Consider the following 18,685-nt stretch of genomic DNA (forward strand, 5'->3'; position numbering starts at 1 on the left):
GATCAGCCGCGACGTGCGCCCGCGAGCAGGATGCGGATCTGGTCACGGGCCCGGGCCTGCAACGCGTCCAGGCTCCAGCCCTCGAAGATCGCCTGCGGGAAATTCGACAGGTAAGTGTCGAACAGCATCTGGCTGCGCAGCTTGACCTCGGCCTCCTGCGACAACTCGCCGCGCTCGACGCCGGCGGTCAGCTGCTCGGTGAACAGGTCCTGGAACGCCGCGGAGGAAGACATGCCGCGGAGCGTCGGGCCGCCGTCCTTGTCCCACGACACCGAGAAGGCCGCGCGGGCCAGCTGCAGCCGGGTCTTGTAGAAGGTGTAGCCGGCCATGAAGATCTTCAGGACGGCGTCTTCGACGTTGCGGCCGCGGGCGGCGGCGTCGCGCATGGCGGCCGTCAACGCCTCCATGTCGTCCTGCATGATCTCGCGGAAGAGATCTGATTTGTCAGTGAAATTGGCGAAGACGGCGCCGGTGGACATGCCGGCCGCGGCCGCGATGTCACGAATGGTGGCGCCTTCGTAGCCCTGTTCGCTGAAGAGGCGGCGGGCGGCGGCCAGGACCTTCAGGCGGGTCTGTTGTTTGGCGAGCGCACGACGGGTGGGGGCGCGCGTCGGGGTGTCGACGGCGACCTGAGTTGGGGAGATGTGCTTCATTCGTCTCTTGAATGCCGTCAGGCTGGGGAGCCCCGACGATCTCTTTTGGGGGAGGACAAAACCGGCGACGCCAAGGCGGATCACCGGCGGTGAACACGTTCAACAAACTGGGTACGCGGAACTGTGGCAGCCTGCGTAACCTCCCGCTCCGAACGGCCCGTGGGACCGCTCACAGCGGAGGCTAAGGCCTTATGGCATAAGGGGTCCCTCGTCACGCCGAATCTCGCCGTTCTGTAGGAACCGATGATCGTTGAACATGATCAGGGGCGCTAAAGTCAAGTTTAAAATGGACTCAAGCCTTGCCCATGGCGTAGCGCCGTTCCGGAGCCTAAGCTAGGGGCATGGATCTGTTCGATTATCTGATCTTCGCCGCGCTGGCCGCGGTGGCCACGGTGCTGGCGTTCGGCATCTACGCCCTGTTCCGGGGCGGCGACTTCGGCCGGTCCTGGTCGAACAAGCTGATGCGGCTGCGCGTGCTGACCCAGGCGATCGCCGTGGCGGTCCTGATGCTGGCTGTCTGGTGGCGCAGCAGCCAGGGCTGAGATGGTCACCCTCAACCGCATCTACACGCGCACGGGCGACGCCGGCACGACCCGGCTGGCCACCGGCGCCACGGTCAGCAAGACCGACCTGCGGGTCGAGGCCTATGGCGCGGTCGACGAGACCAACGCCTGCATCGGCCTGGCCCGCGTCCACCTGGCCGCCGACCCCGAACTCGAAGCCATGCTGGGCCGCATCCAGAACGAGATGTTCGACCTGGGCGCCGACCTGGCGACCCCGGCCAAGGCGGACGAGGTCGAGGGGTCGGTGCTGCGGGTGCTGGACAGCCAGATCGCCCGCATCGAGGGCGAGATCGACGCCCTGAACGACCGTCTCCCGCCGCTCCAGTCCTTCATCCTGCCCGGAGGGACACCGGCGGCGGCGGCGCTGCACCTGGCCCGCACCGTCAGCCGCCGCGCGGAACGTGACGCCGTGCGTCTGGTCGAGGCCGGCGAGCCGGTCAGCGGGCCGGCGCTGCGCTATCTCAACCGCCTGTCGGACTTCCTGTTCGTCGCCGCCCGCTGGGCCAACGGGCAGGGCGCGTCCGAGGTTTTCTGGAAGTCCGGGGCGACGCGTTAGTTCTTCGCCGCCGCCGTGGGAGCCGCCACCGGCGCGGCCGGGCGGCCCAGGGCCTTGCGGGCCTCGGCCAGGGCCTTCTCATCGGTGATCACGCGGCCGGTGATGTCCGAGATCAGCACGGGCTGGGCGCAGACCCGCTGGCCGTAGTCCCACCACTTGTGCTGTTCCTTCTCGCACTTGGCGGCCGGGATCGCCCAGCCGACCTGCCAGACCACGACGCCGATGACGGCGACGAGGAAGACGGCGATGAAGATGAGCTTCAGGCGCTCGATATTCGCGTTCATGCGGGCCTTTTACGTAAGGAGACCCCCGTCTGGCTAGATGCGCGCGCTGCGGCCAAAGAGAGGCGCGCGTGCTTGCAATGCTCGGCGGAACCGCTATTGCCCACCCGGCTCATTTCTTTCCGCAATCAATTTGAGGCGCTAGCAACCCATGAAGGTGTTGGTCCCGGTGAAGCGGGTGATCGACTACAACGTCAAGGCCCGTGTTAAGGCCGATCAGACGGGTGTCGACCTCGCGAACGTCAAGATGTCGATGAATCCCTTCTGCGAGATCGCCGTCGAAGAGGCGGTCCGTCTGAAGGAAAAGGGCGCCGCGAGCGAGATCGTCGCCGTGTCCGTGGGTCCCCAGCAGGCCCAGGAAACCCTGCGCACCGCGCTGGCGATGGGCGCCGACCGCGCCATCCTCGTCCAGACCGACCAGGATCTGGAGCCGCTGGCGATCGCCAAGGTTCTGAAGGCCGTGATCGCCGAAGAGAACCCCGAGCTGGTCCTGATGGGCAAGCAGGCCATCGACGGCGACAACAACGCCACCGGCCAGATGCTGGCCGCCCTGCTCGACTGGCCGCAGGCGGCGTTCGCCTCGGAAGTCGCGATCGAAGGCGGCAAGGCCAAGGTGACCCGCGAGGTCGACGGCGGCCTGCAGACGCTGAGCGTGGACCTGCCGGCGGTCGTCACCGCCGACCTGCGCCTCAACGAGCCGCGCTACGCCAGCCTGCCCAATATCATGAAGGCCAAGAAGAAGCCGCTGGACGTGAAGGAGCTGGGTTCGCTCGGCGTCGACACCGCCCCGCGCCTCAAGGTCGTGAAGGTCACCGAGCCGCCGAAGCGTACGGCCGGCGTGAAGGTCGAGACCGCCGCCGATCTCGTCTCCAACCTCAAGACCGCGGGGGTCCTCTAGATGGCCGTTCTCGTCGTCGCCGACCACGACAACTCCACCCTCAAGGACAACACCCACAAGACCGTGACCGCCGCCCTGGCGATCTCGGGCGACGTGGACGTCCTGGTGGCCGGGTCCAGCACCGCAGCCATCGCCGCGGAAGCCGCCAAGATCGCCGGCGTCCGCAAGGTGCTGACCGCCGACAGCGCCGAGCTGGGCCAGGGCCTGGCCGAGGCGTTCCAGGACCTGGTCGTGTGCCTGATGGGGAACTACGACGCGGTGCTCACGCCCGCGACGACCCAGGGCAAGAATTTCAGCCCGCGCGTCGCCGCGAAGCTGGACGTGGCCCAGATCTCGGACGTGATCGAGGTGGTGGACGCCAATACCTTCGTGCGCCCGATCTATGCCGGCAACGCGCTGGAGACCGTCCAGTCGTCCGACGCCAAGAAGGTGCTGACGGTTCGCCCGACCGCCTTCAAGGCTGCGGCCGAGGGCGGATCCGCGAAGGTGGAGAGCGTTTCGGCGCCCGCCGCCCCGGCCAAGAGCCACTTCGTCGACCAGAAGATCGTCAAGTCGGCCCGCCCGGACCTGGGCGCCGCCAAGATCGTGGTCTCCGGCGGCCGCGCCATGGGCTCGGCCGAGGAGTTCCAGAAGGTGATCGAGCCCCTGGCCGACAAGCTGGGCGCCGCCGTCGGGGCCTCGCGCGCCGCGGTGGACGCGGGCTACGCCCCGAACGACTACCAGGTGGGCCAGACCGGCAAGGTCGTCGCCCCGGAGCTCTACATCGCCATCGGCATCTCGGGTGCCATCCAGCACCTGGCCGGCATGAAGGACTCCAAGATCATCGTCGCCATCAACAAGGACGGCGACGCGCCGATCTTCCAGGTCGCCGACTTCGGCCTGGTCGCCGACTACAAGGCCGCCGTGCCCGAACTGATGAGCGCGCTGACCGCCGCGGGGAAATAGCCCGCGCCATCGCGCAGAACGAATTGGGGCGGCCCGCGAGGGCCGCCCTTTTTCATGCGCCAAGGAAGCAGGGGCGGCCCGTGGGAGACCGCCCCTTTCCATCTCCGCCACGTGAGTGGGGTCCCGCGACGGGTCAGGGATTCGTGGCCTGTGGGTTCTGGGCCTGCAGGACCTGCTCGGGGCCGATGGCGATCCTGACGTCCGCGCCGATCAGCACGTTCGGCGGCGCGCCGACCCGCAGACGGCGCAGCACCTTCGCGGCCTTCTGGTCAGCCTCCGCCGAGCCCGACGACTTCACCACCCGGGCGCCCGTCAGCCGCCCGTCGCTGCCGACCCGGGCCTGGACCGTCAGCCCCTCGCCGGAGTCGACCCCTGCGGCGGCAAGATCCGCGGTGGCTTCGGCGCTGGCGCGTTGCAGGTAGTCGGTCACGGCGCGGTTGGCGGCGTGGGCGGCCCCTCCGAACGGGAGCAGCGCGGCGGATAGCAGGAGAGGAACGATCTTCATAGGGATAGTCCTTTGATTTCACACACCATTGTGCAGCGCCGCACAGACGGGATGTGGGAATGGGACCCAAGCTTCGCCAACGATAGATTTTGCCAGGGGTTGTTACCTGAGCTAACGACCTTGACCATGGTCCGCCTGCCGCCGTTCTTCGCGCTCCGCGCCCTCGAGGCGGCCGCCCGGCATCGCAGCTACAGCGGCGCGGCCAAGGAGCTGTCGGTGACCCACGGCGCCGTGAGCCAGCAGATCCGGCGCCTCGAGGCCGAGCTGGGCGCGCGCCTGTTCGAGCGGCGCGGCAACGCCATGATCCCCACCACCGACGCCCAGCGCCTCGCGGGCGAGGTGTCGCGTGGCCTGGACGTCCTGAAGAACGCGGTGGCCGACTTCGCCGCGGTGGCGGTGCGCGACCCCCTGGTGGTCAGCCTGGAGTCGCAGTTCGCCAATCGCTGGCTGCCATCGCGCCTGCCGAGGATGCTGGCCGACCTGGCCGATGCAAACCTGGAGTTGCGGGTCGAGGAGCGCCGGGCGGACTTCACCACCGATGGCGTGGACATCGCCGTCCGCTATGGCGCCGGGGGTTGGGACGGAGTGGAGGCGGCCCACCTGTTCAGCGAGACCCTCACGCCGGTCTGCAGCCCGGCCTTCCTGGCCGCCCGCCCGCTGCGGGAACCCGGCGACCTGCTGGCGGTCCCGCTGCTGCACCACGGCCATCGCCCCTGGAGCCTCTGGTTCGGGCAGTTCGGGATCGCGCCCCCGCCGCAGCAGGGCATGCTGTTTGAGGACTCCGCCATGCTGTTGGAGGCGGCCGCCCAGGGCATCGGCGTGGCCTTGGCGCGCAGCGCCCTGATCGAGCACGACTTGAAGACCGGCCGCCTCGTCAGGCCCTTCGAGGCGGGAGTCGCCTCCGAATTGGGCTTTTGGATCGTCTGGCGTCCCGACAGCCGTAAGTTGCGCCGGATCGCCGCACTGCGGGACTGGTTGCTCGGCGAGGCGGCCGCAGGGGGGCCGCCGCACGGCGATTGATTTTTGCGACGCAGCAATTCAGCTTGCCGCAGTGCGCCATACAGATGTTAGAAAGCTGACACTGTTAGAAAGCTGCCACAAAAAGCAGCATCCGCTGTTGAGGATTCAGGCCTGTGGTTGACATCAAGACGGTCGGCATCATCGGCGCCGGCCAAATGGGTTCCGGCATCGCCCACGTCTGCGCCCTGGGAGGCTACGACGTGCTGCTGCACGACGTGAGCCCCGAGCGCATCGACCAGGGCATCGCGCAGATCGAAAAGAACATGACCCGCCAGGTCCAGCGCGGCGTCATCGAGCACACGGCGATGGAAGCGGCGATCGCCCGCATCAAGCCGGCGGCCGAGCTGCAGAGCATCGGCAAGACCGACCTGGCGATCGAGGCGGCCACCGAGAACGAAGAGACCAAGAAGACCATCTTCAAGGCCCTTCAGCCGCACCTGACCCCGCACACACTGCTGGCCTCCAACACCTCGTCGATCTCGATCACGCGCCTGGCCTCGGCCACCGACCGCCCCGGCAAGTTCATCGGCCTGCACTTCATGAACCCGGCGCCGGTGATGAAGCTGGTGGAGATCATCCGCGGCATCGCCACCGACGCCGACACCTACGAACTGGCCGTCAGTTTCGCCCAGTCGCTGGGCAAGACCACCTCGAACGCCGAGGATTTCCCCGCCTTCATCGTCAACCGCGTGCTGGTGCCGATGATCAACGAGGCGATCTACACGCTGTACGAGGGCGTCGGCACGGTCGATGCGATCGACACGGCGCTGCGCCTGGGCGCGAACCACCCGATGGGGCCCCTCGAACTGGGCGATTTCATCGGCCTCGACACCGTGCTGTCGATCATGAACGTGCTGTACGAGGGCCTGGCCGACTCCAAGTACCGGCCCTGCCCGCTGCTGGTGAAATACGTCGAGGCCGGCTGGCTCGGCCGCAAGTCGGGCCGCGGCTTCTACGACTACCGCGGCGACAAGCCCGTCCCCACGCGCTGATCTTTTTGCGCCCGCCTGTCGGGCTGGGGCATTCTCCGCCGTCCTAGAGACGAACGAGGAGGCCCGAGATGCTCTACGCGCTGCTCTGCTACAACGACGAGGACGTCGTCTGGGGCTGGGACAAGAAGCAGGACGGCGAGGTCATGGCCCGCCTGGGCGTGGTCCGCGACCGCCTGGAGGCCGCGGGCAAGCTGGGCCCGTCGCTGCGTCTGCTGCCGACGACGGCGGCCACCACCTTCCGCAAGAGCGACCCGCCCCTGGTGATCGACGGCCCGTTCGCCGAGACGAAGGAGCAGTTGCTCGGCATCTACATCATCGACGTGGCGGACTTGGACGAGGCCCTGCAGGTCGCTAGGGATCTGGGCGAGGCCAACCCCGGCGGCGCCTACGAGATCCGTCCGCTGGCGGTCTACAATGCCGGTTCGGCCGAGGCGGTCGCCAAGGGCGTCGTCGCGGCATGAGCAACGACCTGGCCTGGATCAATGCGGCGATCTCCGCCGCACGTCCCCAGGCCGTGGGGGCGTTGCTCCGCTACTTCCGCGACCTGGACACCGCCGAGGAGGCCTTCCAGGACGCCTGCCTGCGCGCCCTCAACAACTGGCCGAAGAACGGGCCGCCGCGCGACCCCGCCGCCTGGCTGATCATGGTGGGGCGCAACGCCGCCCTGGACGGGGTGCGCAAGCGTTCCCGCCAGACCGAGCTGCCGCCCGAGGAGAAGCTGTCCGACCTGGACGACGCCGAGGCGCGGGCGGTCGATCGGATCGACGCCTCCGACTACCGCGACGACGTGCTGCGCCTGCTGTTCATCTGCTGCCACCCCGACCTGCCCCCAACCCAGCAGATCGCGCTCGCCCTGCGGATCGTCTCGGGCCTTTCGGTGAAGCAGATCGCCCGCGCCTTCCTCGTCAGCGAGGCGGCCATGGAGCAGCGCATCACCCGCGCCAAACGCATCGTGGCCGAAGGCGACGCCCAGTTCGAGACCCCCGGGCCGGTGGAGCGCGCCGAGCGCCTCGCGGCGGTGGCGGCGATGCTCTACCTGGTCTTCAACGAGGGCTATTCGGCCGGCGACAACCCGGCCCGGGCCCAGCTCTGCGGCGAGGCGATCCGCCTCACTCGCCTGCTGCTGCGCCTCTACCAGACCGAGCCCGAGATCATGGGCCTGCTGGCCCTGATGCTGGTGCAGCACGCCCGCACGCCAGCCCGCTTCGACGCCGAGGGCCAGATCGTGCTGCTGGAGGACCAGGACCGGAGCCTCTGGAACCGGCAGATGATCAACGAGGGCGTGGCGCTGATCGACAAGGCCATGCGCCACCGCCGTCCCGGCGCCTACCAGGTCCAGGCCGCCATCGGCGCTCTGCACGCCCGCGCCGCCACGCCGGCCGACACCGACTGGCCGCAGATCGACCGCCTCTACGCCAGCCTCGAACGGTTGACCCCCTCGCCGGTGATCACGCTGAATCGCGCCGTGGCGGTCAGCAAGGTGGCCGGTCCCGAGGCGGCGTTGGAGATGATCGCGCCGCTTTCCGACAAGCTGTCCGGCTATTTCCACTTCCACGGTCTGACCGGCGCCCTGAACCTGGAGATCGGCCGCCACGCCGAGGCCCGCGTGGCCTTCGACCGGGCCATCGCGCTCGCCAACACGGCCGCCGAGGCCACACACATCCGCCAGCACCTGGATCGGCTGATGCTGGACCATGCGCCCGCCGGACAAGAAAACGCGGGCTAGCGAACCCAGGATGTCGGGACGGTCCCGGGTGGTTCGTCCTTGGACCAGGAACCGAACCCAGGAGACCCCGATGTCCGAGACCCTCGAAATTCCCGCCATGCCGCAGGTCGAGACCAAGGGCGGCGTCGTCGCCTATCTCTCCCTCGACGGCGCGACGAAGGCGGCCAGGTTCTACGAAAAGGCGTTCGCCGCCGAGATCGCCTTCGCCCACCCGGTCGATGACCAGGGCCGGACGATGCACATCCACCTCTACGTCAACGGCTCATCGGTGATGCTGGGCGACTTCTACGAGGAGCACGGCTTCGCGAAGGTCCCGCCCCAGGGCTTCACCATGCAGCTCATCGTGGACGACTGCCAGGCGTGGTTCGACCGCGCGGTCGCCGCCGGCTGCGAGGCCGTGGTCCCGCCGCAGAAGATGTTCTGGGGCGACACCTGGGGCCAGGTCCGCGACCCGTTCGGCGTCGCCTGGGCCTTCAATCAGGGCGCGTAGGCCGCGCCCGGGCGGCGCCCGCGGCCGCTCTCCCCCTCCGGTCGCGGGCCCGCCTTCATCCGAGGAAACGACGACGATGACTGACATCGCAGCGACCGCCGCGCCGCCGAACGGCAAGGCCACGACCATCGCCGGCTGGACCCTGACCGGCCTCTTCGCCGCCTTCATGGTCTTCGACGTGGGCATCAAGCTGGTTGGCCACCCCGAAGTCGCCAAGAGCGCCGCCCAGCTCGGCCTGCCGCCCGGCAGCGGGTTCGGCATCGGCTTGATGGAGGGCGCGATCCTGGCGCTCTACCTCTTCCCCCGCACCGCCATGCTGGGCGCGGTGCTGGTGGCGGCTCTGATGGGCGGGACCTGCGCCGTCCATCTGTTGAACGAGAACCCCCTGTTCAGCCACATGCTGTTCGGGCCTTACCTGGCGCTGTTCGCCTGGGGCGGCCTGTGGCTGCGCGATGCGAAGCTCCGCGCGCTGTTCCCGATTCGGCGTTAACCAATCCCGAACCTGCGGCATGGTTAATGAATTCGACGAGCCTGGAGTCCGCAGCGGATACTCCGGGTGATTCGGAACAGGATCCATGCGGCGGCTCACTCTCGCACTTCTCTGCGCGACCTACCTCTGCCTCTCGCTGATCATAGCGTTGAGCCTCTGGCGCAACGGCATGGGCTGGGGCGTGGCCATCTCGTCCATGATGGGCTGCTTCGGCGTCTGCCTGGCGTCCCATGGCATGATCATGCGCTTCCTGGAGATGCGCGAGATCCGCGGCGAGGTGGAAGCCGTGCGCGACGCCCACCGCATCCTGCTGGACCAGGTGGTGCGCATCGACGGCCGGGTGACCCAGATCGCGGGCGTGGTCGACGCCGACAAGTCCCGCTCGCAGGAGCTGACCGGCGAGGTCCACCTGCTGGAAAAGCTGGTCCACAAGATGAGCCGCCGGTTCGACGAGCCGCAGGCGCCCTACCTCGCCGCCCGCGGCGGCCACGACATGCGCCAGCCCCGCGGCATGATGGAGATCGTCCGCGAGGCGCTCGCCGAGAACCGGGTCGACCTCTACCTGCAGCCGGTCGTCGGCCTGCCGCAGCGCAAGACGGTCTTCTACGAAAGCTATTCGCGTCTGCGCGACGCCACCGGCCAGGTGATCATGCCGGCCGAGTACCTCTCGGTCGCCGAGCCCGCCGGCCTGGTCACCGCCATCGACAACCTGCTGCTGTTCCGCTGCGTGCAGATCGTCCGGCGCCTGGCGCGCCAGGACCGCCGCGTGGGCATCTTCTGCAACATCTCGATGTCCAGCCTGGGCGACGACGAGTTCTTCCCGCAGTTCCTGGACCTGCTGCGCGCCAACCGCGACCTGTCGCCGGCCCTGGTGTTCGAGATCGGCCAGGCGGCGTTCGAGGGCCGCAACGCGGTCCAGGCCCGCAACATGGCCAAGCTGGCCGACCTGGGCTTCCGCTTCTCGATCGACAAGGTCACTAACCTCGACCTGGACCTTCAGGACCTGACCCGCGCCGACGTGAAGTTCGTGAAGGTGGCGGCCCAGACCCTGCTGGACGAACTCACCGAGGTGGACGACCGCCTCGTCCTGCGCTCCATGCCCGACCTGGCCGCCGAGGACTTCTCGCTCCTGCTGCGCCGCTACGGCGTCGATCTGGTTGTCGAGAAGGTGGAGAGCGAGCGCCAGGTGGTGGACATCCTCGACCTCGACATCCAGCTGGCCCAGGGCCACCTGTTCGGCGAGCCCCGCGCCATCAAGAATGACGTCCTGGCCGAAGCCGGCTCCCCGCCGTCCAACGTCGAACGCCTCCGCGTCCGCGCAGCTTAGGACCACGGAAGACACGGAAGGGTCCGCGCGAGCGGGCCCTTTTTCGTTTCCACGGCGCCGTCAGGTTGTTACGAGCGCCCGCTACGCGGGAGGGCGTCTTCCGTGTCCTTCCTTGTTTTCCGTGGTTCCCAATCCATGACCTCCCCGACCCCGATCCAAGGGCTCTCCGAGCTCGCCGGCCGCTACGACGTGCTGCTCTGCGACGTCTGGGGCGTGATCCACAACGGCCGGGAGAGCTTCCCCGAGGCCTGCGCCGCCCTGGCGCGGTTCCGGGCCGAGGTCGGGCCGGTGATCCTGATCTCCAACGCGCCCCGCCCGCACCCGCCCGTCGTGGAGCAGCTCGACGCGCTGGGCGTACCCCGCGTCGCCTGGACGACGCTGGTCACCTCGGGCGACGCCACCCGCCCGCTGCTGGCCGCACGCGCGCCCGGCCGAGTGTGGGCGATCGGCCCCGAGCACCAGAGCGTGCTCTACGGCGGCCTGGACCTCTCCATGGGCGGGCCGGAGGACGCGGACTTCATCTCGGTGACCGGTCCCTACGACGACGAGAACGACGAGCCGGGCGACTATCGCGATCGGTTCATCAGCTGCGTCGGGCGCGGCCTGGACCTGATCTGCGCCAACCCGGACATCGTCGTGCAGCGGGGCGACAGGCTGATCTACTGCGGCGGCGCGCTGGCCCAGCTGTACGAGAGCCTGGGCGGCCGGGCGATCATGGCCGGCAAGCCCTACGCCCCGATCTACGAGATGGCGCTGAAACAGGCGGAAGCCGAGCTGGGGCGACCGATCGACGCGGCCAGGGTGCTGTGCGTGGGCGACGGCCTGCCGACCGACGTGCGCGGCGCCAATGCCCGCGGGTTGGATATCTTGTTTGTGGCCAATGGGATACACGGCGCGGAGACGGTGGGATCGGATGGTCTCGACATGGAGGTGATCGATGACCTCCTGCGGCAAGAAGGCCTACAGGCGACCTGGGCTATTCCCGATATGGCATGGTGAACGGCGCGAGTCGCACCGCTGACGGCACGGGTCGGCGGGACGGGAGGCGCGCCGCAACAGCAGGCTGAGGGGGAATCCGCCGTGCGAGGACTGTATTTCGATGACCTGACCGTCGGTCAGACGGCGGAGATGAGCCGTGTCGTGGGCGCCGCCGACATCGAGGCGTTCGCCGAGGTGTCCGGCGACCTGAACCCCGTCCATCTGGACGACGCCTACGCCAAGACCACCACCTTCGGGGAGCGGATCGCCCACGGCATGCTGTCGGGCGCCTATATCTCGGCCGTGCTGGGCACCCGCCTGCCGGGCCCCGGCGCGATCTACCTGTCGCAGTCGCTCAGGTTCCGCCGGCCGGTCAGGATCGGCGACCTGGTGGTGGCCAAGGTGACGGTCAAGGCCCTGGACGAGGGACGCGGCCACGTGACCCTGGACACCGCCTGCGCGGTCAGCGGCAAGACCGTGGTCGATGGCGAAGCTCTAGTGATTGCGCCGCGCCGCCCCGCATGACTTAAACGGGCGCATGAAGCGCATCCGGGTCATTCGCGGTTGGAAGGATCTGTCTGAAAGCGACCGCGGCGCCGCCGTGGCCATGGGCAGTTTCGATGGCGTCCATCTGGGCCACCAGCAGGTGATCGAGCTGGCCGCGAGGGCCGCGAACGACCTGGGCGCGCCGCTGGGCGTGATCACCTTCGATCCCCACCCGCGCGTCTATTTCCGGCCCGACGAGCCGGCGTTCCGCCTGATGAAGACCGACCAGCAGGCGCGGGCGCTGGAAAAGCTGAACGTCGACATCCTGTACGTCCTGCCGCTCGAGGCCGAGCTGGCGGGCATGACCGACCGCGAGTTCGCGGCCCGCGTCCTTCACGACGGCCTGGGCGCGCGGCACGTGGCCGTCGGCTTCGACAACTCGTTCGGCAAGGGCCGCACCGGGACGCCGGTCGCCATGCGGGCCTACGGCGGCGAAATGGGCTTCGGCGTCAGCGTGGCCGAGCCCGTGGGCGACCTGGACGGCGACAAGTTCTCGTCGACCGCCGTGCGCGAGGCGCTGCGCGAGGGTCGCCCGCAGGACGCGGCCGAGATCCTGGGCCGCCCGTTCGCCATCGAGGGGCCGGTGCAGCGCGGCCGCCAGCTGGGCCGCAAGCTGGGGTTCCCCACCGCCAACGTCGACCTGGGCGACTACGTCTCGCCGAAATTCGGGGTGTATGCGACGCGGACGCGCCTGTCGGACGGCCGCGAGTTCGCAGGCGTCGCCAACATCGGGATCAACCCCACGGTCCAGGGCGTGACGCGCCCATTGCTCGAAGTCTGGCTCTTCGACTTCGACGAGGACATCTACGACCGGGTGATCGAGACCGACCTGGTCGCGTTCCTGCGGCCCGAGGAGAAGTTCGACAGTCTGGAGATCATGACCGAACAGGTGATGAAGGACGCCGAGCGGGCGCGGCAGGTCCTGGGGGTTTAGCGCCCGTCCGCGGCCGTCTTGGCCGACAGGCTGTCCAGGTCGAAACGCTCGCCGGCCTTCAACAGGTAGTAGCGACCGCCGTTCGGCTGCTCCTTGCCGTCGTGGATGAAGACGTGGCCCACGCCGATCACCCCGAAGCTGTCGCGCCGGACCTCAATGGCTGTCGACTGGTCGATTCCGATGCCCAGCACGTCCGGGTGCTTCTCGACGACCGCGTCGAGATCGCTCTCGCGGTGGCGCGCCGTGACATGCTGGTCGATGGCCACGCCGCGCATGAGGCCGAAGCCCTGCTCGTAGCCGGGGGCCATCATGATCTCGTTGCCCGACCGCGCGCCGCGGACGAGGTAGGACGCCTGGATCGAAGCGCCCGCCGAGGTGCCGCCCACCACGCCGCCGCGCGCCAGCACGTTCTTGATCTCGGCCTCGGTGCGGGTGCCGGCATAGGAATCGACCAGGCGCCAGTGCCGTCCGCCGACGAACCAGACGGCGGTCGCCTTGGTCAGCGGATCCGCGAACGCGGCCGTGTCGGCCTGCGGCTTGTCCCGCGTGTGCAGGACTGTGAGGTTCGTGGCGCCCAAGTCCTTGAACATCTTCAGGCAGGCGCAGTCCTGGCCGTACGCGGCGTCCTCACCCGCGGTCGGGATGACCACGATCCTCGCCTTGGGCCCGCCGGCCAGCGCGATGAACCGGCCGACGATCTCGGGCCCGAGCTTGCCGCCGCCGGCGATGATCAGCGTGCCCTTGTCCGGCCCACGCGGCTGGGGCGCCGCCTCGGCGGCCGGAGCCGTCGCGAGCATCAGGGCCGCGGCGAATGAAAGCACGGCTTTCGCCGGAAACAGGCGGACGCGCATCAGGGGACTCCACAGGCGGATGTCTCCACCTCTAGACCACCCAGTATTCCGGGAAATTTCAATCGCGCCGCGGGCCTGAGGCCTAGCGGGCGACGGTGATGTCTTTGATCAGGGCCTGCACGGTCGGCTTGCCGCCGGCGTTCCACACGGCCTTCAGATAGGCCAAGGTGCGGGCCGCCGCGTCGTCCTGCTTCCACTCGCAGCCGTGGAACTGGCAGTTCTGGAACACGGGGGTCTCGCCGCCCGAATAGACCAGGCGACAGTCGCGGAATTCGCAGTCCGAGAAGGTCTCGCCGTCCAGGATGACGGTCTCGTGGTTGTAGGCGACGCCGCTCGGCATGGTGTCTCTCAGTTTTCGCCGGCGCTCGGGTCGCCCGGGCCGGCGCTGTTGGTTTCGGATTCGGCCCGGTCGCGCTCGCGCTGCTCGCGCTTGGCGCTGGCCTTCTCGGCCGTCTTGATGGCCTTCTGTCGATCGCGTTCCATGCGCTCGAACTGGTAGTTCGGCTTGCGGGCCATGCGGCTACTCCGTGTGCGCGGGATCCGCCTCGGCAGGCGGCGGTTCGACGGCGGCGGCCTGGTACGTCGCCGCGCAGATCGCTTCCAGATGGCCGCGGATGGCGCGGGGCGCCAGCAGCGCGTCGACGGCGCGGCAGCCGTCCGCCTTCAGGCGTTGCTTCAGCCCGGCGAGGTTGGGAGCCTGTCCCGAGCGAGCGAGCGCATAGGCGCGTTCAATGGTTGATGTGGTCACGGTCCAAGTGGAGGCGCCCGGCGGGCAGGTGCGGACCTGCTCGCCGGGCGCGCCCGTATTCCTTAGGCGGCTTGCAGTTGGCCGGCGGACATCTTGCCGCTGCGCTGGTCGCGCTCCAGTTCGAACTGGACCTTCTGGCCTTCGTTCAGCGAGCCGAGGCCCGCACGTTCGACGGCCGAGATGTGCACGAACACGTCGTTGCCGCCATCATCGGGTTGGATGAAGCCGAAGCCCTTGGTGGCGTTGAACCACTTAACAGTGCCGGTAGCCATGATGTTTTGTCTTTCTAGTTCAAGTACTCACGCGTCCCGGGCGGGACGAGAGATCAAAATGTCGGAAAGGTCTTCAGGAAGTCCGGGCTCGATCCAAAGAACAAGCGTGGAGAGCAACCGAACCAAATCGATATTTGATGGCCCCTTATGTCACGATTTCCGCAGGGACGCCAGGATAATCGAAAGGCGGGCCGGTGCGGCCGTTTCGCAGCCGTCGCCCGGGGCCAGCAAATGCACCCGATGGCCGATCCTCGCAACCCCAGGGATGACGCCCCGCGCGCGCTCTGATAGAGCCGGCGCCATGTTTTCGGTTCGGACGAGCCTGCGAATTACCCGCCCGGCGTGACGCCGCGGTCGGTTCCGATCCAGTGCGCGCCGGGTATCACCCGCACCTCTAGTTTCCGAGCCAAGCTGGAAAGTTCCATGGCCGACGACGCCGATAAATCCTCCGTTCAAGTCAAAGAGGGCCGCGACTACCGCGAGACCGTCTTCCTCCCGGACACGCCCTTCCCCATGCGCGCAGGCCTGCCGCAGAAGGAGCCGCAGATCCTGGCGAAGTGGGCCGAGCTGGATCTCTACAACGCCATCCGCGCTGAGCGGCAGCGGGCCGGAGCGCCGCTGTTCGTGCTGCACGACGGCCCGCCCTACGCCAACGGGGCGATCCACATCGGCCACGCCCTGCAGAAGACCCTGAAGGACTTCGTGGTCCGATCGCGGTTCCTGCTGGGCTTCGACGTCGACTACGTCCCCGGCTGGGACTGCCATGGCCTGCCGATCGAGTGGCAGATCGAGAAGGAACTGAAGGAGAAGGGCCGCCGCAAGGACGACGTCTCCAAGGCCGAGTTCCGCACCCTCTGCCGCGACTACGCCGGCAAGTGGATCGACGTACAGCGCGACGGCTTCAAGCGCTTGGGCGTGCTGGGCGACTGGCCGAACCGCTACGCCACCATGGACTATTCGAGCGAGGCCGCGATCGTGGCCGAGTTCCACAAGTTCGTGGCCTCGGGCCAGCTTTACCGCGGCTCCAAGCCGGTGATGTGGAGCCCGGTGGAGCGCACCGCCCTGGCCGACGCCGAGGTCGAGTACCACGACCACGTCAGCCCCACGATCTGGGTGAAGTTCCCGGTGGTGGAAGGCAGCGACGCGGCCCGCGGCGCCTCGGTGGTGATCTGGACGACCACGCCCTGGACCATCCCCGCCAACCGGGCGGTCAGCTACAACGAGGCCATCGACTACGCCGTCTACCAGGTCGAGGCCATGGAAGAGGGCCTGGAGTTCGAGCCCTGGGCCAAGCCGGGCGACCGGCTGATCGTGGCCGAGAAGCTGAGCGACGAGGTCTTCAAGGCCGCCAAGATCGCCAAGGCCCGCCGGGTCGAGAAGGTGGACTGCCAGGGCATGGTGCTGGAACACCCGTTGGCGGCGCTGGACACCCACTATGCCTTCCAGGTGCCGATGCTGGCCGGCGACCACGTCACCGAGGACGCGGGCACGGGCTTCGTACACACCGCGCCGGGCCATGGCGCCGACGACTATCTGGTCTGGCTGGCGCACGGCCATCGAGAGATCCCCGACACCGTCGATCCGGACGGCGCCTACTACCCGCACGTGCCGCTGTTCGCGGGCCTCAAGGTGCTTGAGACCGAGGGCAAGAAGGCCGGCAAGTTCGGTCCCGCCAACCCCGCGGTGATGGAAAAGCTGATCGAGGCCGGCCGCCTGCTGGCGCGCGGGCGCATGGAGCACAGCTATCCGCACTCGTGGCGCTCCAAGGCCCCGGTGATCTTCCGCAACACCCCGCAGTGGTTCATCCGCATGGACGAGCCGGTGAACACGGCGGAACTGGGCGGCCGTACCCTTCGCGAGGTCGCGCTGGAGTCCATCGAGGCCACGACCTTCTTCCCGGCCGCCGGCAAGAACCGCATCCGCTCGATGGTGGAAAGCCGCCCCGACTGGCTGATCAGCCGCCAGCGGGCCTGGGGCGCGCCCCTGGCCATGTTCGTCGACAAGGAGACGAACCAGCCGCTGCACGACCCCGAGGTCGACAAGCGCATCGTCGACGCCATCCGCGCCGAGGGCGCCGACGCCTGGTTCAACCGCCCGGACTCCGACTTCCTGGGCCAGCACGATCCCCAGCGCTTCGAAAAGGTCGAGGACATCCTCGACGTCTGGTTCGACAGCGGCTCGACCCACGCCTTCACCCTGGAGAACCGCGCCCACACCCACTGGCCGGCGGACCTCTATCTGGAAGGCTCGGACCAGCACCGCGGCTGGTTCCAGTCCTCGCTGCTGGAGAGCTCCGGCACCCGCGGCCGCGCGCCCTACGACGCCATCCTCACCCACGGCTTCACCATGGATGAGAACGGCGAGAAGATGTCCAAGTCCAAGGGCAACACTGTCGACCCCGAGACGGTGATCCGCGAGAGCGGCGCCGAGATCATCCGCCTGTGGGCCGCGATGATCGACTACGCGGACGACAGCCGGATCGGGAAGACGATCCTGCAGACCACCTCCGACGCCTATCGCAAGCTGCGCAACACGGTGCGCTACATGCTGGGCGCCCTGGCCGACTACTCGCCGGACGAGGCGGTGGAACTGGCCGAGATGCCGCCGCTGGAGCGCTTCATCCTGCACCGGCTGTACGAGCTCGACGCCCAGGTGCGGGCCGCCTACGAGGGCTACCTGTTCCAGGACGTGATCCGGCCGCTGACCGAGTTCTGCCAGAACGAGCTGTCGTCGCTGTTCTTCGACATCCGCAGGGACGCCCTCTACTGCGACCAACCCTCGTCCGTCCGCCGCCGCGCGGCGCGCACGGTGATGGAGGCGGTGTTCGAGCGCCTGACCGCGTGGCTGGGCCCGCTGATCCCCTTCACCATGGAAGAGGCCTGGCTGACCCGGTACCCCGACGCCCATTCCAACGGCATGCGGGTGATCCCGGAGACGCCGGCCGAATGGCGCAACGACGCCGAGGCCGCCCGCTGGGCCAAGGTGCAGCAGGTGACCTCCGTGGTCACCGGCGCCCTGGAGGTCGAGCGGCGCGAGAAGCGGATGGGCGCGGCGCTGGAGGCCGCCCCGGTGGTCCACGTGGCCGACCCCGGCCTGCTGGCCGCCTTCGAGGGCCTGGACGCCGCCGAGGTGTTCCGCACCAGCCAGGCGACCCTGATGGCCGGCGAAGGCCCCGGTTTCAGGCTGTCCGAGGTCCCCGGCGTCTCGGTGGAGCCGCTCCGCGCCGAGGGACGGAAATGCGCCCGGTCCTGGCGGATCCTGCCCGAGGTCGGCTCCGACCCGCGCTATCCCGACCTGTCGCTGCGCGACGCCGAGGCTGTGGCGGCCTGGGACGCCGCCCGCGCATGACCGAAGCCGTGCAGACCAACTCGCCCGCAGTGAAGTCCATGCGCTGGGCCGTGCGCGCCTACGCCGTCGCCGCCCTGGTCGTCGTGCTGGACCAACTCAGCAAGTACTGGATCCTCTCGGTCCTGCGCCTGCCCGAGCAGGCCTCGCACGAGGTGTTCTGGCCCTTGCAGTTCACCCGCATCTGGAACGAGGGCGTCAGCTTCGGCCTGCTGCAGGCCCAGCACGACCTGGTCCGCTGGGGCCTGGTCGTGTTCTCGCTGGGCGTCGCGGGCCTGCTGGCCGCCTGGGCGCGCAGCCAGACGCGGCTGCTGCCGGCGCTGGGCCTTGGCCTGGTGATCGGCGGCGCGATCGGCAACGCCATCGACCGGGCGCGGTTCGGGGCGGTGGTCGATTTCATCGACGTCCAGCGGCTGGGCTTCTTCCCCTGGATCTTCAACATCGCTGACAGCGGCATCACCATCGGGGTGATCCTGCTCCTGCTCGACAGCCTGCGGCCGCAACGCCCTGCCGCATAGCGTTGGCTGTTGGATGCGATTAAGGTATCTCCTCACTATTCCGGCCG

General features: G+C 68.6%; 24 protein-coding genes. 16 read left to right on the forward strand and 8 right to left on the reverse strand.

From position 1 onward, the window contains the following. Nucleotides 1–2: 2 nt before the first annotated feature. Nucleotides 3–653 carry a TetR/AcrR family transcriptional regulator gene (locus EPO51_RS26670; RefSeq protein WP_293357092.1) on the reverse strand — a complete coding sequence of 217 codons (651 nt, stop codon included), beginning with the start codon at nt 651–653 and terminating at the stop codon, nt 3–5. A 341-nt stretch (nt 654–994) separates the two neighbouring features. Here EPO51_RS26670 and EPO51_RS26675 point away from each other — a divergent pair, with 341 nt between their 5' ends. Next, nucleotides 995–1,195, forward strand: a complete 201-nt coding sequence (locus EPO51_RS26675) for a twin transmembrane helix small protein (protein WP_293357094.1) — start codon at nt 995–997, stop codon at nt 1,193–1,195. A gap of 1 nt (nt 1,196) precedes the next feature. Next, the gene (locus EPO51_RS26680; RefSeq protein WP_293357096.1) at nt 1,197–1,772 is read left to right on the forward strand and encodes a cob(I)yrinic acid a,c-diamide adenosyltransferase; all 576 of its coding nucleotides are present in this window, start codon (nt 1,197–1,199) and stop codon (nt 1,770–1,772) included. Here the strand turns inward: EPO51_RS26680 and EPO51_RS26685 are convergent. Continuing rightward, on the reverse strand, nt 1,769–2,056 hold the full coding sequence (locus EPO51_RS26685) for a hypothetical protein (RefSeq protein WP_293357098.1): 288 nt from the start codon (nt 2,054–2,056) through the stop codon (nt 1,769–1,771). The two genes, EPO51_RS26680 and EPO51_RS26685, sit on opposite strands and share 4 nt — an antisense overlap. A 148-nt stretch (nt 2,057–2,204) precedes the next feature. Here EPO51_RS26685 and EPO51_RS26690 point away from each other — a divergent pair, with 148 nt between their 5' ends. Continuing rightward, nucleotides 2,205–2,951, forward strand: a complete 747-nt coding sequence (locus EPO51_RS26690; RefSeq protein WP_293357100.1) for an electron transfer flavoprotein subunit beta/FixA family protein — start codon at nt 2,205–2,207, stop codon at nt 2,949–2,951. Further along, nucleotides 2,952–3,896 (forward strand): electron transfer flavoprotein subunit alpha/FixB family protein, encoded by a 945-nt coding sequence (locus EPO51_RS26695; RefSeq protein WP_293357102.1) that lies wholly within the window; start codon nt 2,952–2,954, stop codon nt 3,894–3,896. A gap of 133 nt (nt 3,897–4,029) precedes the next feature. Here the strand turns inward: EPO51_RS26695 and EPO51_RS26700 are convergent, their stop codons facing one another. Beyond that, nucleotides 4,030–4,401: an energy transducer TonB family protein gene (locus EPO51_RS26700; protein ID WP_293357104.1), complete on the reverse strand. Its 372-nt coding sequence runs from the start codon at nt 4,399–4,401 to the stop codon at nt 4,030–4,032. A 126-nt stretch (nt 4,402–4,527) separates the two neighbouring features. Between EPO51_RS26700 and gcvA the strand changes: the two genes are divergently transcribed. The 10 genes from gcvA (at nt 4,528) to EPO51_RS26750 (ending at nt 12,904) form a co-directional block, all read left to right on the forward strand. Further along, nucleotides 4,528–5,421, forward strand: coding sequence for a transcriptional regulator GcvA (gene gcvA / locus EPO51_RS26705; protein ID WP_293357106.1), 894 nt, complete (start codon nt 4,528–4,530; stop codon nt 5,419–5,421). A gap of 113 nt (nt 5,422–5,534) precedes the next feature. Then, nucleotides 5,535–6,413 carry a 3-hydroxybutyryl-CoA dehydrogenase gene (locus tag EPO51_RS26710; protein ID WP_293357108.1) on the forward strand — a complete coding sequence of 293 codons (879 nt, stop codon included), beginning with the start codon at nt 5,535–5,537 and terminating at the stop codon, nt 6,411–6,413. Nucleotides 6,414–6,481: 68 nt separating this feature from the next. Further along, complete coding sequence (locus tag EPO51_RS26715) at nt 6,482–6,874, forward strand: YciI family protein (RefSeq protein WP_293357110.1); 393 nt, start codon at nt 6,482–6,484, stop codon at nt 6,872–6,874. Then, nucleotides 6,871–8,139 carry an RNA polymerase sigma factor gene (locus EPO51_RS26720; RefSeq protein WP_293357112.1) on the forward strand — a complete coding sequence of 423 codons (1,269 nt, stop codon included), beginning with the start codon at nt 6,871–6,873 and terminating at the stop codon, nt 8,137–8,139. The genes EPO51_RS26715 and EPO51_RS26720 overlap by 4 nt, the downstream gene beginning before the upstream one ends. 70 nt (nt 8,140–8,209) lie before the next feature. After that, nucleotides 8,210–8,629 (forward strand): VOC family protein, encoded by a 420-nt coding sequence (locus tag EPO51_RS26725; protein ID WP_293357114.1) that lies wholly within the window; start codon nt 8,210–8,212, stop codon nt 8,627–8,629. A gap of 76 nt (nt 8,630–8,705) precedes the next feature. Continuing rightward, nucleotides 8,706–9,119, forward strand: coding sequence for a DoxX family protein (locus EPO51_RS26730; protein WP_293357116.1), 414 nt, complete (start codon nt 8,706–8,708; stop codon nt 9,117–9,119). A gap of 85 nt (nt 9,120–9,204) precedes the next feature. Next, nucleotides 9,205–10,446, forward strand: a complete 1,242-nt coding sequence (tipF, locus tag EPO51_RS26735; RefSeq protein WP_293357118.1) for a flagella assembly cyclic-di-GMP phosphodiesterase TipF — start codon at nt 9,205–9,207, stop codon at nt 10,444–10,446. A gap of 135 nt (nt 10,447–10,581) precedes the next feature. After that, nucleotides 10,582–11,445, forward strand: a complete 864-nt coding sequence (locus tag EPO51_RS26740; RefSeq protein WP_293357120.1) for a TIGR01459 family HAD-type hydrolase — start codon at nt 10,582–10,584, stop codon at nt 11,443–11,445. Nucleotides 11,446–11,526: 81 nt separating this feature from the next. Then, nucleotides 11,527–11,949, forward strand: coding sequence for a MaoC family dehydratase (locus tag EPO51_RS26745; protein ID WP_293357122.1), 423 nt, complete (start codon nt 11,527–11,529; stop codon nt 11,947–11,949). A 13-nt stretch (nt 11,950–11,962) separates the two neighbouring features. Further along, nucleotides 11,963–12,904, forward strand: coding sequence for a bifunctional riboflavin kinase/FAD synthetase (locus EPO51_RS26750; protein WP_293357124.1), 942 nt, complete (start codon nt 11,963–11,965; stop codon nt 12,902–12,904). Here EPO51_RS26750 and EPO51_RS26755 read toward each other — a convergent pair. The 5 genes from EPO51_RS26755 to EPO51_RS26775 form a co-directional block, all read right to left on the reverse strand. Further along, a complete protein-coding gene (locus tag EPO51_RS26755) occupies nt 12,901–13,755 on the reverse strand; it encodes a cyanophycinase (protein ID WP_293357126.1) in 855 nt (284 codons plus the stop codon). The two genes, EPO51_RS26750 and EPO51_RS26755, sit on opposite strands and share 4 nt — an antisense overlap. Before the next feature lie 82 nt (nt 13,756–13,837). Beyond that, nucleotides 13,838–14,095, reverse strand: coding sequence for a hypothetical protein (locus EPO51_RS26760; RefSeq protein ID WP_293357128.1), 258 nt, complete (start codon nt 14,093–14,095; stop codon nt 13,838–13,840). Nucleotides 14,096–14,103: 8 nt separating this feature from the next. Beyond that, nucleotides 14,104–14,271: a hypothetical protein gene (locus EPO51_RS26765; protein ID WP_293357130.1), complete on the reverse strand. Its 168-nt coding sequence runs from the start codon at nt 14,269–14,271 to the stop codon at nt 14,104–14,106. Between the two features lie 4 nt (nt 14,272–14,275). Further along, the gene (locus tag EPO51_RS26770) at nt 14,276–14,503 is read right to left on the reverse strand and encodes a hypothetical protein (protein ID WP_293357132.1); all 228 of its coding nucleotides are present in this window, start codon (nt 14,501–14,503) and stop codon (nt 14,276–14,278) included. 62 nt (nt 14,504–14,565) lie between these two features. Further along, on the reverse strand, nt 14,566–14,775 hold the full coding sequence (locus EPO51_RS26775) for a cold-shock protein (RefSeq protein ID WP_293357134.1): 210 nt from the start codon (nt 14,773–14,775) through the stop codon (nt 14,566–14,568). A 423-nt stretch (nt 14,776–15,198) separates the two neighbouring features. On the opposite strand from EPO51_RS26775, the gene ileS reads away from it, so the two are divergent. After that, the gene (gene ileS, locus EPO51_RS26780) at nt 15,199–18,123 is read left to right on the forward strand and encodes an isoleucine--tRNA ligase (RefSeq protein WP_293357136.1); all 2,925 of its coding nucleotides are present in this window, start codon (nt 15,199–15,201) and stop codon (nt 18,121–18,123) included. Beyond that, nucleotides 18,120–18,638, forward strand: a complete 519-nt coding sequence (gene lspA, locus EPO51_RS26785) for a signal peptidase II (RefSeq protein WP_293357138.1) — start codon at nt 18,120–18,122, stop codon at nt 18,636–18,638. The genes ileS and lspA overlap by 4 nt, the downstream gene beginning before the upstream one ends. Nucleotides 18,639–18,685: the final 47 nt, after the last annotated feature.

The sequence above is a fragment of the Phenylobacterium sp. genome, assembly GCF_004297125.1.
Taxonomy (GTDB): domain Bacteria; phylum Pseudomonadota; class Alphaproteobacteria; order Caulobacterales; family Caulobacteraceae; genus Phenylobacterium.